Source organism: Klebsiella sp. ZJOU C1 (assembly GCF_035620215.1).
GTDB lineage: Bacteria > Pseudomonadota > Gammaproteobacteria > Enterobacterales > Enterobacteriaceae > Klebsiella > Klebsiella variicola.
Genome location: NZ_CP141644.1, coordinates 4111758 through 4127020, shown reverse-complemented (window position 1 = coordinate 4127020; position 15263 = coordinate 4111758). Strand labels below are relative to the sequence as shown.

Genomic DNA, 15263 nt, shown 5'->3' with positions numbered 1-15263 from the left:
TTTTCTGATTAATCGGCAGAAACCCGCGTCATCACTGTTGAGAAGTGCCGCCTTAACGCATAATAAAAAGTGATAATTTGCATCAGGCCCACCGGCCGAGGGGTTAGAAGGATGAAACCATTTCGTTTAGCGGCGCTGTCACTGGCGCTCCTTACCGCATTTTCATTAACCGGGTGTGATGACAGCGGTACGCCGCAGGCCACGGCCCCGGCGCCAGCTGCGGATAGCAACCCAGGCGCGACGGCAAAACCGGACCGCGCCCAGCTGGCGGCGCTGGCGGAAAAAAGCCAGGGCAAAGCGCTGACGCTGCTCGACGCCTCGGAGGTGCAACTGGATGGCGCCGCGACCCTGGTGCTGACGTTTTCCGTGCCGCTGCAGCCGGACCAGGATTTCTCCCGCAGCGTGCATCTGGTCGACAAGAAAAGCGGTAAGGTGGACGGTGCCTGGGAGCTGGCGCCGAATCTGAAAGAGCTGCGTCTGCGTCACCTTGAGCCAAAGCGCGAGCTGATTGTCTCGGTCGACCCGACGCTGACCGCCCTGAACAAGGCCACGCTCGACAAACCGTTCGAGAAGACCCTGACCACCCGCGATATCGCACCGAGCGTTGGTTTCGCCAGCCGCGGCTCGCTGCTGCCGGGCAACGTGGTCGCCGGGCTGCCGGTGATGGCGCTGAACGTCGACAATGTCGATGTCAATTTCTTCCGTATTAAGCCGGAATCACTCTCCGCGTTTGTCAGCCAGTGGGAATACCGTAACTCGTTAAGCAACTGGGAGTCTGACGAGCTGCTGAAGATGGCGGATCTGGTCTATACCGGCCGCTTCGATCTCAACCCGGCACGCAATACCCGCGAAAAGCTGCTGCTGCCGCTGAACGATATCAAGCAGCTCCAGCAGCCGGGCGTCTACGTGGCGGTGATGAACCCGGCGGGCCATTATAGCTACAGCAACGCGGCGACGCTGTTTACCCTCAGCGATATCGGCGTCTCGGCGCATCGCTACCACAACCGGCTGGACGTCTTTACCCAGAGCCTGGAAAACGGCGCCGCCCAGTCTGGTATCGACGTCCAGCTGCTCAACGCCAAAGGGCAGACCCTGGCGGAGGCGAAAAGCGACAGCCAGGGCCACGTTACTCTGCAAACCGATAAAGAAGCCGCGCTGCTGCTGGCGCGTAAAGAGGGGCAGACGACGCTGCTGGATCTCAAGTTGCCGGCGCTGGATCTGGCGGAATTCTCTATCGCAGGGGCGCCCGGTTTTAGCAAACAGTTCTTTATGTTTGGCCCGCGCGATCTCTATCGGCCGGGCGAAACGGTGATCCTCAATGCGCTGTTGCGCGATAGCGACGGCAAGCCGCTGGCGGAGCAGCCGGTGAAGCTGGAGGTGGTGCAGCCGGACGGCCAGGTGATCCGTTCGGTGATGAGCAAACCGGTGAATGGTCTGTACCAGTTCACTTATCCGCTCGACAGCGGCGCGGCTACCGGCATGTGGCACATTCGCGCCAGCACCGGCGATAACCAGCCGCGCGAGTGGGACTTCCACGTCGAAGACTTTATGCCGGAACGCATGGCCCTGAACCTGACGCCGCAGGCTGCGCCAGTCGCGCCGGATACCGACGTCACCTTTGCCGTCAGCGGCGCTTATCTCTACGGCGCGCCGGCCAGCGGCAACCAGCTGCAGGGCAAGCTGTTCCTGCGCCCGCTGCGCGACGCCGTCGCTGCGCTGCCGGGCTTCCAGTTCGGCGATATTGCGGAAGAAAACCTCTCCCGTAGTCTGGATGAAGTCCAGCTGACGCTGGACGAAAAAGGCCATGGCGAAGTGACCACCTCAAGCCAGTGGCAGGATAGCCATTCGCCGCTGCAGGTGGTGTTGCAGGCGAGCCTGCTGGAATCCGGGGGGCGTCCGGTGACCCGTACCGTACAGCAGCCGATCTGGCCCGCCGGGGCGCTGCCGGGGATCCGCCCGCAATTTACGCTGAAGGACGTTTACGATTACCGCACCGATACCACCGTGAAGCAGCCGGTGGTCGATGAGAACAGTAACGCTGCGTTTGATATCGTCTATGCCGACGCCAAAGGCGAGAAAAAAGCGGTCTCGGGCCTGCAGGTACGGCTGATCCGCGAGCGCCGCGACTACTACTGGAACTGGTCCGATAGCGAAGGCTGGCAGTCGCAGTTCGATCAGAAAGATCTGCAGGAGGGCGAGGAGTCGCTGGATCTGCAGGCCGGACAAACCGGCAAAGTGAGCTTCCCGGTAGAGTGGGGCTCATATCGCCTGGAGGTGAAAGGGCCGGACGACGTGGTCAGCAGCGTGCGCTTCTGGGCCGGCTATAGCTGGCAGGATAACAGCGAAGGTACCGGCGCGGCGCGTCCTGATCGGGTCACCATGAAGCTGGATAAACCGAGTTATAAACCGGGCGACACCATCAAGCTGCACATCGCCGCCCCGGCGGCGGGTAAAGGCTACGCGATGGTGGAATCCAGCGAAGGGCCTCTGTGGTGGCAGGAAATTGACGTCCCGGCGGAGGGGATGGATTTGTCTATTCCGGTGGATAAAGCCTGGAACCGCCACGATCTCTACCTCAGCACGCTGGTGGTTCGCCCCGGCGATAAATCCCGCTCGGCGACGCCGAAACGCGCGGTCGGCCTGCTGCATCTGCCGCTGGGCGATGAAAACCGCCGCCTGACGCTGGCGCTGGAAGCGCCGGACAAAATGCGCCCCAACCAGCCGCTGACGGTGAAAGTGAAAGCCAGCGTCAAAGAGGGCGAGGCGCCGAAACAGGTCAACGTCCTGCTCTCGGCGGTGGATAGCGGGGTACTGAATATCACCGATTACGCTACCCCGGATCCGTGGAACGCCTTCTTTGGCCAGAAGCGTTACGGCGCAGATATCTATGACATCTACGGCCAGGTGATCGAAGGGCAGGGACGTGTGGCCAGCCTGCGCTTCGGCGGCGATGGCGACGAGTTAAAACGCGGCGGCAAACCGCCGGTCAACCACGTGACGATCGTCGCCCAGCAGGCGCAGCCGGTGGTATTGAACGATCAGGGCGAAGGCACGGTGACGTTACCCATTGGCGATTTTAACGGCGAGCTGCGGGTGATGGCCCAGGCGTGGACGGCGGATGACTTCGGCAGCAGCGAAGATAAAGTGGTGGTGGCCGCCCCGGTCATCGCCGAACTGAACACCCCGCGCTTCCTCGCCAGCGGCGACACCACACGGCTGGCGCTGGATCTCAGCAATCTGACCGATAAACCGCAAACCCTGCAGGTTCACCTTACCGCCAGCGGGCTGGTAACGTTGAGCGAGAGTCAACTGCCGCCGGTGCAACTGGCGCCGGGGGCGCGCAGCACGCTGTTTATACCGGTGAGCGCGCTGGCGGGATTCGGCGATGGTCAGGTCAATGCTACTATCAGCGGCCTGAGTCTGCCGGGAGAAACCTTCGCCCCGCTGCAGAAACAGTGGAGAATCGGCGTCCGTCCGGCGTTCCCGGCCCAGACTGTCAACAGCGGCGCGGTGCTACAGCCCGGCGAAAGCTGGCAGGCGCCGGCGGCGCAGAGCCAGGGGTTCGCCCCGCAAACGCTGCAGGGCCAACTGCTGCTCAGCGGGAAACCGCCGTTGAACCTCGCGCGCTATATCCGTGAGCTGAAAGCCTATCCTTACGGCTGCCTTGAGCAGACCGCCAGCGGCCTGTTCCCGTCGCTGTACACCAGCGCGGCGCAGCTAAAAGCGCTGGGCATCAGCGGCGATAGCGATGAAAAACGCCGCGCGGCAATCGATGTTGGTATCTCACGCCTGCTGCAGATGCAACTGGAAAATGGCGGCTTTGCGTTGTGGGATAAAGAGGGGCCGGAAGAGTACTGGCTGACCGCCTACGCCATGGACTTCCTCGTCCGCGCGGGCGAGCAGGGCTATAGCGTACCGGTCAACGCCATTAATAAAGGTAACGAACGCCTGCTGCGCTATCTGCAGGATCCGGGGCTGATGACCGTGCGCTACAGCGATGACGCCCAGGCCAGCCGCTTTGCCGCCCAGGCATACGCCGCGCTGGTGCTGGCGCGTCAGCAAAAAGCCCCGCTCGGCGCATTGCGTGAAATCTGGAGCCGTCACGACCAGGCGCGATCCGGCTTGCCGCTGCTGCAGCTCGGCATTGCGCTGAAAACCATGGGCGATGCGCCGCGCGGCGATGAGGCCATGAAGCTGGCGGTTGCGACCCCGCGCCAGGATGAGAATCGTTGGCTGGGCGATTACGGTAGCCCGCTTCGCGATGACGCCCTGAAGCTGGCGCTGCTGGAAGAGAACAAGCTGCTGCCGGAGGTGCAAAACACGCTGTTGAGCACGCTGTCGGAAGAGGCCTACGGCCAGCGCTGGCTGTCGACCCAGGAAACCAACGCCCTGTTCCTTGCCGGACGTACGCTTGCCGACCTGCCGGGCAACTGGCAGGCGCAAACCTCGCTGCAGGCTGAGCCGCTGGCCGGCGACAAAGCGCAAACCCGTAACCTCGACGGCGATCGGCTGGCGACGCTGCAGGTGAGTAATACCGGCAGTCAGCCGCTGTGGCTGCGTCTCGACAGCAGCGGCTATCCGCATAGCGCGCCACAGCCAGGCGGTAATGTCCTGGGGATTGAACGCACTATTTTCGATACCCAGGGTCAGCAGAAATCGCTGACCTCGCTGCGCAGCGGCGAACTGGTACTGGTGAAGCTGGAGGTGACCGCCAAACGCAATGTGCCTGACGCGCTGGTGGTTGATCTGTTGCCTGCCGGTCTGGAGCTGGAAAACCAGAACCTGGCCAACAGCAGCGCCAGCCTGCAGGAGAATGGCGACGCGGTGCAAAATCTCCTTAACCAGATGCAGCAGGCGGATATTCAGCATATCGAGTTCCGTGACGACCGTTTCGTCGCCGCTGTCGCTGTCAATGAAGGCCAGCCGGTGACGCTGGTCTATCTGGCGCGGGCGGTAACGCCAGGCACTTATCAGGTCCCGCAGCCCCAGGTGGAATCGATGTATGTGCCGCAGTGGCGGGCGACCGGGGCGGCCAGCGGTCCGCTCACCGTGACGCCGTAAATGCGCGTATTGCCTCGGGTAAAACGCCGCTGGCGCTGGCTGGCGGCGTTTATTTTTCTGCTGTGGCTGGCGGTGCTGGCCGCCGATCGCCTGTGGCCGCTGCCGCTGCAGGACGTCACGCCTGCCCGCGTGGTCGTGGCGGAAGACGGCACGCCGCTCTGGCGCTTTGCCGATGCGCAGGGCGTCTGGCGTTATCCGGTGACTCTCGCCGACGTGTCGCCGCGCTATCTGCAGGCGCTCATCCAGTATGAAGACCGCTGGTTCTGGAAACATCCAGGGGTCAATCCCTTCGCGGTGCTGCGCGCCGCCTGGCAGGATTTAACCTCCGGGCGGGTCATTTCCGGCGGCAGCACGCTTACCATGCAGGTCGCGCGTCTGCTCGACCCTCATCCGCGCACCTTCGGCGGCAAGCTACGACAGCTATGGCGGGCGCTGCAGCTGGAGTGGCATCTGTCAAAAAACGACATTCTTACCCTGTATCTGAACCGCGCGCCTTTTGGCGGCACTCTGCAGGGGATCGGCGCGGCCAGCTGGGCTTATCTTGGCAAACCGCCCGCTCAGCTCAGCTACGGCGAGGCGGCGCTGCTGGCGGTGCTGCCCCAGGCGCCCAGTCGTTTGCGCCCGGACCGCTGGCCGCAGCGGGCCCAGGCGGCGCGCGATAAAGTCCTCACGCGTATGGTCAGCCAGGGCGTCTGGCCGCAACGGCCGGTACAGGAAGCGATGGAAGAACCTGTATGGCTATTCCCGCGGCAGATGCCGCAGCTGGCGCCGCTTTTTTCACGCCGGGCGCTGGCGACCAGTCGCGACGAAAAGGTGACGACAACGCTCGATGCCGGGCTCCAGCGGCAGCTTGAGGATCTGGCGCTGAACTGGAAATCGCGCCTGCCGCCGCGCAGCTCACTGGCGATTGTTGTCGTCGATCACACGGATATGAAAGTCCGCGGCTGGGTGGGATCGGCGGATATCACCGACGACAGCCGCTTCGGCCATATTGATATGGTCTCGGCGGTGCGTTCGCCGGGATCGGTGCTGAAACCCTTTGTCTACGCGATGGCGATGGATGACGGGCTGATCCATCCGGCGTCGTTATTACAGGATGTTCCACGACGCTTTAGCGATTATCGTCCCGGCAATTTTGACAGCGGATTTCATGGCCCGGTGAGCGTCAGCGAGGCGCTGGTGCGCTCCCTGAATCTGCCGGCGGTGCAGGTGCTTGAAGCCTACGGGCCCAAACGTTTCGCGGCGAATTTACGCAACGCCGGGCTGCCCCTGACGCTGCCCGCTGGCGCAGAGCCGAACCTGTCGCTGATCCTCGGTGGGGCCGGGGCACGGCTGGAAGATATCGTCGCGGCGTACAGCGCCTTTGCCCGTCACGGCAAGGCGGCGTGGCTGCGCCTGAAGCCCGACGACCCGCTGGTGGAAAGATCGCTGATGTCACCCGGCGCGGCGTGGATTGTCCGGCGCATTTTGGCCGGCGAAGCGCAACCGGTTCCCGATGCCTCACTGCCGCAAGTGGTGCCGCTGGCGTGGAAAACCGGTACCAGCTATGGCTATCGCGATGCGTGGGCGGTCGGCCTCAATGCGCGATATCTGATAGGTATCTGGACCGGACGGCCCGACGGTACGCCGGTGGTGGGCCAGTTTGGCTTCGCCAGCGCCGTGCCGCTGTTAAACCAGGTCAATAATCTGTTGCTGGCGCGCCAGGCGATGAGCCGCGGCGGGCTGCCGGTCGACCCGCGCCCGCAAACGGTGAGCCGCGGGGCTATTTGCTGGCCAGGCGGGCAGGATCTACCGGCCGGTGACAGCAACTGCCGCCGGCGCTTAGCCAGCTGGCTGCTGGATGCCAGCCAGCCACCGACGCTGCTGCTGCCCGGGCAGGAGGGCGTGCGCGGGATCCGCTTCCCGGTGTGGCGCAACGCAGCAGGGGAAAGGGTGGCCGCGGATTGTCCGGGTGCGACTGAAGTCGTTATTGATGTCTGGCCGCTGCCGCTGGAACCGTGGCTGCCGGCCAGCGAGCGCCGTCGCGCGCGTCTGGGGCCGGTATCGAAAGTGTGCCCACCGTTGCAAACTCAGAATGCCGCGCCGCTGGTGTTGTCAGGTATTCGCGAAGGGGCGTTAATAAAACGTCTGCCGGGCGAGGCGCGGGTGATGTTACCCGTGCAAACCAGCGGTGGAGAAGGGCGGCGCTGGTGGTTTATCAACGGCCAGCCGTTAGACGCCGCCGGTGCGACAACCACGCTAACGCTGGATAAGCCTGGCGAGTGGCAGCTGGTGGTCATGGATGAGGCTGGGCAAACGGCGGCCGCCAGTTTCACCCTGCAATAACAAGGGTAAATTTGTTGTTGGCGGTTTGTGTTTCCAATACTCATCTTATTTTAACAAAATGTTACCTTCATCCGTAGGCATCGCCGACGTTGCTCATTATAATGCGCGCCAGGCCATACGATCGTATGCGCAACAACAGAACATTTAATTAGAGGTAATCATGGCTATTGAACGTACTTTTTCCATCATCAAACCAAACGCGGTGGCAAAAAACGTTATTGGCAGCATCTTTTCTCGCTTTGAAGCTGCAGGGTTCAAAATCGTCGGCACCAAAATGCTGCATCTGACCGTTGAGCAGGCTCGCGGTTTCTATGCTGAGCACGAAGGTCGTCCGTTCTTCGATGGTCTGGTTGAATTCATGACCTCCGGCCCGATCGTGGTTTCCGTACTGGAAGGCGAAAATGCGGTTCAGCGTCACCGTGACCTGCTGGGCGCCACCAACCCGGCGAACGCCCTGGCCGGTACCCTGCGCGCTGACTACGCTGATAGCTTCACTGAGAACGGCACCCATGGTTCCGATTCTGTAGAATCCGCTGCTCGCGAAATCGCGTTCTTCTTTGCTGAAGGCGAGGTTTGCCCGCGCACTCGCTAATCTCCTGCGTCTTTCACGCCACAGCATTGTTGGCTTCCTTCGCGCACCCCGGTCACATAGTTATCTATGCTCCCGGGGATTTGCGAACTCACCGCCTCGCTGTGACCTGAAATACTTTGGAGATACAAACCTCGTCTTTTCGACCGTCGCGGCGTTGGCTGCGCGCGTTCACCCCGGTCACATAGTTATCTATGCTCCCGGGGATTAATGAGAGGCTCCTGCCTCTCACCGGAGGCCAGCCTACGGCTGGTCAAATTCGTTCCCGACGAATTTGTCACTTGCTTGCCGCCTTGCGACAATCGAAAAGCCTTAGAGGATTGAGCAGTCAGTTACAGATTTTTTATCATTGCTTTGTGCAAACGTGGCAATGATGCGCCAGAATTTGTAGAATATAGCGCCCCTGGACGAGCAGTCGCTCTCCGGGGCGTTTCTTTTTCAACCCACCTGGGGCCATAACGTGTAATAACGAGGCCGGAAAACATTATGTCTGAACAAATTGTCACGCCTGATACCGCCGCTCTGACGGTGCCGAACAAAGATGCCAAAATCAACCTGCTGGATTTAAACCGTCAGCAGATGCGCGAGTTTTTTAAAAACATGGGCGAGAAGCCTTTCCGCGCCGATCAGGTGATGAAATGGATGTATCACTACTGCTGCGACGACTTTGATGAAATGACCGACATCAACAAAGTCCTGCGCGGCAAACTGAAAGAAGTCGCTGAGATCCGTGCCCCGGAAGTGGTGGAAGAGCAACGCTCAACCGACGGCACCATCAAATGGGCGATCGCCGTTGGCGATCAGCGCGTCGAGACCGTCTATATCCCGGAAGAAGACCGCGCCACCCTGTGCGTCTCTTCACAGGTAGGCTGCGCGCTGGAATGTAAATTCTGCTCCACCGCCCAGCAGGGCTTTAACCGCAACCTGCGGGTGTCCGAAATTATCGGCCAGGTCTGGCGCGCGGCGAAAATCGTCGGCGCGGTGAAGACCACCGGCGTGCGTCCGATCACCAACGTGGTAATGATGGGCATGGGCGAGCCGCTGCTGAACCTTAACAACGTCGTCCCGGCGATGGAAATCATGCTGGATGACTTCGGTTTTGGTCTCTCCAAACGTCGCGTCACCCTGTCGACGTCAGGCGTGGTGCCGGCGCTGGATAAGCTCGGCGATATGATCGACGTTGCGCTGGCGATTTCCCTGCACGCGCCGAACGACACCATTCGTGACGAAATCGTCCCGATCAACAAAAAATACAACATCGAGACCTTCCTCAACTCGGTGCGTGGTTATATTTCGAAGTCCAACGCCAACCAGGGCCGGGTGACCATCGAGTACGTCATGCTGGATCACGTCAACGACGGTACCGAGCACGCCCACGAGCTGGCGGCGCTGCTGAAGGACACCCCGTGCAAGATCAACCTGATCCCATGGAACCCCTTCCCGGGGGCGCCTTACGGCCGTAGCTCCAACAGCCGCATCGACCGTTTCTCCAAGGTCCTGATGGAATATGGATTTACGACCATCGTGCGTAAAACCCGCGGTGACGATATTGATGCCGCCTGCGGCCAGCTGGCGGGCGATGTTATTGACCGTACCAAGCGCACGCTGCGTAAGCGGATGCAGGGTGAAGCGATTGACGTAAAAGCGGTCTGACAAATGATGACCCGTGCAGCACAGGCGGCGCGGGTCATATTTATGACCAATAACCAGGCGAAATACGCTGATTCAGTTAATAATTACGGTGCGTTTTTGTCGACTTTGAGGCAGTATGTAGCGGCACAACAACCGCTTAGCATTCAATTTTGATTCGTCTCTGTGATCGCGCGCCTGACAGTCCTATACTGTGAGGCTGACGTACCACAGATGTCTCGCGGCGCCGGCGTTTTCCCGCGCTGAACTTTAAATTTCACGTACCAGTAGTTGTAGCGAATGAATACTGAAGCCACTCAAGATCATCAAGAAGCAAACACCACGGGCGCGCGTTTGCGTCACGCCCGCGAACAACTCGGACTTAGCCAGCAAGCGGTGGCCGAACGCTTATGCCTGAAGGTGTCCACGGTTCGTGATATTGAAGACGATAAGGCACCTGCCGACCTCGCCTCCACCTTCCTGCGCGGTTACATCCGCTCCTACGCTCGCCTCGTACATATCCCTGAAGAAGAACTGCTGCCGATGATGGCCAAGCAAGCGCCTATCCGTGCGGCAAAGGTCGCGCCAATGCAGAGCTTCTCTTTAGGCAAGCGTCGCAAAAAGCGCGATGGCTGGCTGATGAGCTTTACCTGGCTGGTGCTGTTTGTGGTTATCGGCCTGAGCGGTGCCTGGTGGTGGCAAGACCATAAGGCGCAGCAGGAAGAGATCTCGACCATGGCCGATCAGTCTTCCGCTGAGCTGAACGGCGGTGACGCCAACAGCCAGAACGTGCCGCTGGATACCAGCGCGCCGGTAGACTCAGGCACCGATAGCGCCGCGAACAGCGCGCCAACCGATACCGCCAGCACACCGACCACCAGCGCCCCGGCTCAGACGCCAGCGGACAATAACGCGGTCGTGGCACCTTCTCAGGCTAATGTCGATACCGCCGGAACGGCCCCGACGACGCCGGCCTCGCCGTTACCGACCGATCAGGCGAACGTCACGACCCCTGCGGCGTCGGCACAGGATCTGGTGATGAACTTTTCCGCCGACTGCTGGCTGGAAGTGAGCGATGCCACCGGTAAAAAACTGTTCAGCGGCCTGCAGCGTAAAGGCGGCAACCTGAACCTGAGCGGTCAGGCGCCGTATAAACTGAAAATTGGCGCCCCGGCAGCGGTACAGATCCAGTTCCTCGGCAAGCCAGTCGATTTGAGTCGTTTTATCAGAACTAACCAGGTTGCGCGTCTGACCCTCAATGCCGAACAATCACCGGCGCAGTAACAGACGGGTAACGCGGGAGATTTTTCATGCATAACCAGGCTCCGATTCAACGTAGAAAATCTAAACGTATTTACGTTGGTAATGTGCCAATTGGCGATGGGGCCCCCATCGCCGTCCAGTCAATGACCAATACGCGTACCACCGATGTGGCCGCGACGGTAAGCCAAATCAAAGCGTTAGAGCGCGTCGGCGCGGACATCGTCCGCGTCTCTGTTCCGACGATGGATGCCGCCGAAGCGTTCAAACTGATCAAACAGCAGGTCAACGTCCCGCTGGTCGCCGATATCCATTTTGACTACCGTATCGCGCTGAAAGTCGCCGAATACGGTGTTGACTGCCTGCGTATCAACCCGGGCAACATCGGCAACGAAGAGCGCATTCGCACGGTTGTGGACTGCGCACGCGATAAAAACATTCCTATCCGCATCGGTGTCAACGCCGGCTCGCTGGAAAAAGATCTGCAGGAAAAATATGGCGAGCCGACGCCGCAGGCGCTGCTCGAATCGGCTATGCGCCACGTCGATCATCTCGATCGCCTCAACTTCGATCAGTTTAAAGTCAGCGTTAAAGCCTCCGACGTCTTCCTGGCGGTAGAGTCTTATCGCCTGCTGGCGAAACAGATCGATCAGCCGCTGCATCTCGGGATCACCGAAGCGGGTGGGGCACGCAGCGGCGCGGTGAAGTCCGCGATCGGCCTGGGCCTGCTGTTATCCGAGGGGATCGGCGATACGCTGCGCGTCTCGCTGGCGGCGGATCCGGTGGAAGAGATCAAGGTCGGCTTCGATATCCTCAAGTCCCTGCGCATTCGTGCTCGCGGCATTAACTTCATTGCCTGTCCAACCTGCTCGCGTCAGGAGTTTGACGTTATCGGTACGGTCAACGCCCTGGAGCAGCGTCTGGAAGATATCATCACCCCGATGGATGTTTCGATCATCGGCTGCGTGGTGAATGGTCCGGGCGAAGCGCTGGTCTCCACCCTCGGCGTGACCGGCGGCAACAAGAAAAGCGGTCTGTATGAAGACGGCGTGCGTAAAGATCGACTGGACAACGACGACATGATCGACCAGCTGGAAGCGCGTATTCGTGCCAAAGCCTCGATGCTCGATGAAGCCCGTCGTATTGACGTTCAACAGCTTGAAGCAAAATAACGTGTTGGGAAGCGATACGCTTCCCGTGTATGATTGAACCTGCGGGCGCAAGGCGCCGGGGTTCATTTTTGTATATATAAAGAGAATAAACGTGGCAAAGAACATTCAAGCCATCCGTGGCATGAACGATTATCTGCCGGGCGAAACCGCTCTCTGGCAGCGCATTGAAGGCTCACTGAAGCAGGTGCTCGGTAGCTACGGTTACAGCGAAATCCGTTTGCCGATTGTAGAGCAGACCCCGTTATTCAAACGCGCGATCGGCGAAGTGACCGACGTGGTTGAAAAAGAGATGTACACCTTTGAGGACCGCAACGGCGACAGCCTGACGCTGCGTCCGGAAGGGACGGCGGGCTGCGTACGTGCCGGCATCGAACATGGTCTGCTGTACAATCAAGAACAGCGTCTGTGGTATGTCGGGCCAATGTTCCGCCACGAGCGTCCGCAGAAAGGTCGCTACCGCCAGTTCCATCAGATTGGCGCCGAAGTGTTTGGCCTGCAGGGCCCGGACATCGATGCCGAGCTGATTATGCTGACCGCGCGCTGGTGGCGTGAGCTGGGCATCTCCGATCACGTCAGCCTTGAGCTGAACTCCATCGGTTCGCTGGAAGCGCGTGCCAACTACCGCGACGCGCTGGTAGCTTACCTGGAGCAGTTTACCGATAAACTGGATGAAGACAGCAAACGCCGGATGTACACCAACCCGCTGCGGGTGCTGGACTCCAAGAACCCGGACGTGCAGGCGCTGCTGAACGACGCGCCGGCGCTCGGCGACTACCTCGACGAAGAGTCGAAAACCCACTTTGCCGGCCTGTGCGCGCTGCTCGACGATGCCGGGATCCGCTACACCGTCAACCAGCGTCTGGTACGCGGCCTCGACTACTATAACCGTACCGTGTTCGAGTGGGTAACCACCAGCCTCGGTTCCCAGGGTACCGTCTGCGCCGGCGGCCGCTACGACGGTCTGGTTGAGCAGCTTGGCGGTCGTGCCACCCCGGGCGTGGGTTTTGCTATGGGGCTGGAACGTCTTGTTTTACTGGTCCAGGCAGTGAATCCGGAATTTAAAGCCGATCCTGTTGTCGATATATACCTGGTAGCCTCCGGGACCGATACTCAGTCTGCTGCAATGCGTCTGGCTGAGCAGGTTCGCGATGCGCTGCCCGGCGTCAAGCTGATGACCAACCACGGCGGCGGCAACTTTAAGAAGCAGTTTGCCCGCGCCGATAAGTGGGGCGCCCGTATCGCCCTGGTGGTCGGTGAGTCAGAGATCGCTGACGGAAACGTGGTAGTGAAGGATTTACGCTCAGGTGAGCAAACTACCGTAACGCAGGAGAGCGTTGCCGCGCATTTGCGCACACTTCTGGGTTAATCTCCCGGGAATTATTAGTCAGGAGAAGGACTGCGTGGAAACTTTTAACAACGAGAACGATCAGGTCGATGCGCTGAAACGCTTCTTTGCCGAAAACGGCAAAGCGCTGGCGGTCGGGGTGATTTTAGGGATTGGCGCGCTGGTTGGCTGGCGCTACTGGACCTCCCATCAGCAGGATACGGCCAGAGACGCGTCTCTGGCTTACGAACAGGCGACTTCCGCGCTGAAATCGAATACGCCAGAAGTACTGTCAGGGGCGGAGAAATTCGCGGCTGACAATAAAAATACCTACGGCGCCTTCGCCTCTCTCGAGCTGGCACAGCATTTTGTTGAACAGAACGATCTGCCTAACGCTGAAAAGCAGCTGCAGCAGGGGCTGGCGGCCGCGTCTGATGATAACCTGAAATCGGTTATCAGCATGCGTCTTGCCCGCGTTCAGCTGCAGATGAAACAGGCTGATGCGGCGCTGAAAACCCTCGACAGCATCAAAGGTGAGGGCTGGACCGCCATTGTGGCCGATTTGCGCGGCGAAATTCTGTTGAGCAAAGGCGATAAGCAAGGGGCCCGTGCGGCGTGGGAAGCTGGCGTGAAAAGCGATGCTTCTCCTGCGCTCAGCGAAATGATGCGTATGAAAATGAATAATTTGTCCATCTGAGAGGGACTCGATGCAATTGCGTAAATTACTTTTGCCAGGGCTGCTTTCCGTTACCTTGCTGAGCGGGTGTTCGCTGTTTAATAGCGAAGAAGATGTGGTGAAAATGTCACCGCTGCCGACGGTAGAAAACCAGTTTACGCCGTCCACGTCCTGGAGCACCTCGGTTGGCGATGGTATCGGCGAATTTTACTCTAACCTTCATCCGGCCTTCGCCGACGGCGTAGTGTATGCTGCTGACCGTAAAGGCACCGTCAAAGCGCTGAACGCGGACGACGGCAAAGAGGTGTGGTCTGTGAACCTGGCGGAGAAAGATGGCTGGTTCTCGCGCGTGCCAGCGCTGCTTTCCGGCGGTGTGACCGTCTCTGGCGGCCATGTTTATATTGGCAGTGAGAAAGCGCAGCTGTATGCGCTGAATACCAGCGATGGTACCGTTGCCTGGCAAACCCGCGTTGCTGGCGAGGCGCTGTCGCGTCCGGTGGTGAGCGATGGCATGGTGCTGGTGCATACCAGTAACGGCCAGCTGCAGGCGTTGAATGAGACCGATGGTGCCGTGAAGTGGACCGTTAACCTCGATATGCCGGCACTCTCCCTGCGCGGCGAGTCTGCGCCTGCGACCGCTTATGGCGCGGCGATCGTCGGCGGCGACAACGGCCGCGTCAGTGCAGTATTGATGCAGCAGGGGCAGATGATTTGGCAGCAGCGTATTTCTACGGCCACCGGCCCGACGGAAATTGACCGCCTGAATGACGTCGACACGACGCCGATCATCGTTAACGGTGTGGTTTATGCGCTGGCTTATAACGGTAACCTGACCGCGCTGGACCTGCGTAGCGGCCAGATTATGTGGAAACGCGAGCTGGGTTCGGTGAATGATTTCATCGTCGATGGTAACCGTATCTACCTGGTTGACCAGAACGATCGCCTGCTGGCACTGACCACCGATGGTGGTGTGACCCTGTGGACGCAAAGCGATCTGCTGCACCGTTTGCTGACCGCGCCGGTGTTGTATAATGGCAATCTGGTCGTCGGTGATAGCGAAGGCTACATGCACTGGGTGAATCCGGAAGATGGCCATTTTGTGGCACAGCAGAAAGTCGATAGTTCCGGCTTCCTGACCGATCCGGTGGTTGCAGATGGTCGACTGCTGATCCAGGCGAAAGACGGTACGCTGTACGCGATTACGCGTTAATTACCGCTGTCGTGAAT

At 59.9% G+C, this 15263-nt stretch carries 9 protein-coding genes; all 9 read left to right on the top strand.

Translation table 11 applies throughout. The features are described from left to right. The first annotated feature begins 111 nt into the window (after positions 1-111). The 9 genes from SPE70_RS19685 to bamB all read left to right on the top strand — a co-directional run bounded on the left by SPE70_RS19685 (position 112) and on the right by bamB (position 15246). A complete protein-coding gene (locus tag SPE70_RS19685) occupies positions 112-5061 on the top strand; it encodes an alpha-2-macroglobulin family protein (RefSeq protein WP_264972535.1) in 4950 nt (1649 codons plus the stop codon). Continuing rightward, positions 5062-7386, top strand: coding sequence for a peptidoglycan glycosyltransferase PbpC (pbpC, locus tag SPE70_RS19680; protein WP_032736110.1), 2325 nt, complete (start codon positions 5062-5064; stop codon positions 7384-7386). It begins immediately after the preceding gene. A gap of 160 nt (positions 7387-7546) precedes the next feature. Further along, positions 7547-7978 (top strand): nucleoside-diphosphate kinase, encoded by a 432-nt coding sequence (gene ndk, locus SPE70_RS19675; RefSeq protein ID WP_004144312.1) that lies wholly within the window; start codon positions 7547-7549, stop codon positions 7976-7978. Between the two features lie 483 nt (positions 7979-8461). Next, the gene (locus SPE70_RS19670) at positions 8462-9628 is read left to right on the top strand and encodes a dual-specificity RNA methyltransferase RlmN (RefSeq protein ID WP_008803802.1); all 1167 of its coding nucleotides are present in this window, start codon (positions 8462-8464) and stop codon (positions 9626-9628) included. A 276-nt stretch (positions 9629-9904) separates the two neighbouring features. Next, positions 9905-10888 carry a cytoskeleton protein RodZ gene (gene rodZ / locus SPE70_RS19665; RefSeq protein WP_110221894.1) on the top strand — a complete coding sequence of 328 codons (984 nt, stop codon included), beginning with the start codon at positions 9905-9907 and terminating at the stop codon, positions 10886-10888. Positions 10889-10914: 26 nt separating this feature from the next. Further along, positions 10915-12036 carry a flavodoxin-dependent (E)-4-hydroxy-3-methylbut-2-enyl-diphosphate synthase gene (gene ispG, locus SPE70_RS19660; RefSeq protein ID WP_008803805.1) on the top strand — a complete coding sequence of 374 codons (1122 nt, stop codon included), beginning with the start codon at positions 10915-10917 and terminating at the stop codon, positions 12034-12036. A 91-nt stretch (positions 12037-12127) separates the two neighbouring features. Then, entirely contained in the window at positions 12128-13402 is a 1275-nt protein-coding gene (gene hisS, locus SPE70_RS19655; RefSeq protein WP_012967446.1) for a histidine--tRNA ligase, read from the top strand. Between the two features lie 34 nt (positions 13403-13436). Further along, positions 13437-14057: a YfgM family protein gene (locus SPE70_RS19650; RefSeq protein ID WP_004201892.1), complete on the top strand. Its 621-nt coding sequence runs from the start codon at positions 13437-13439 to the stop codon at positions 14055-14057. 10 nt (positions 14058-14067) lie between these two features. Then, positions 14068-15246 (top strand): outer membrane protein assembly factor BamB, encoded by a 1179-nt coding sequence (gene bamB / locus SPE70_RS19645; protein ID WP_008803807.1) that lies wholly within the window; start codon positions 14068-14070, stop codon positions 15244-15246. Positions 15247-15263: the final 17 nt, after the last annotated feature.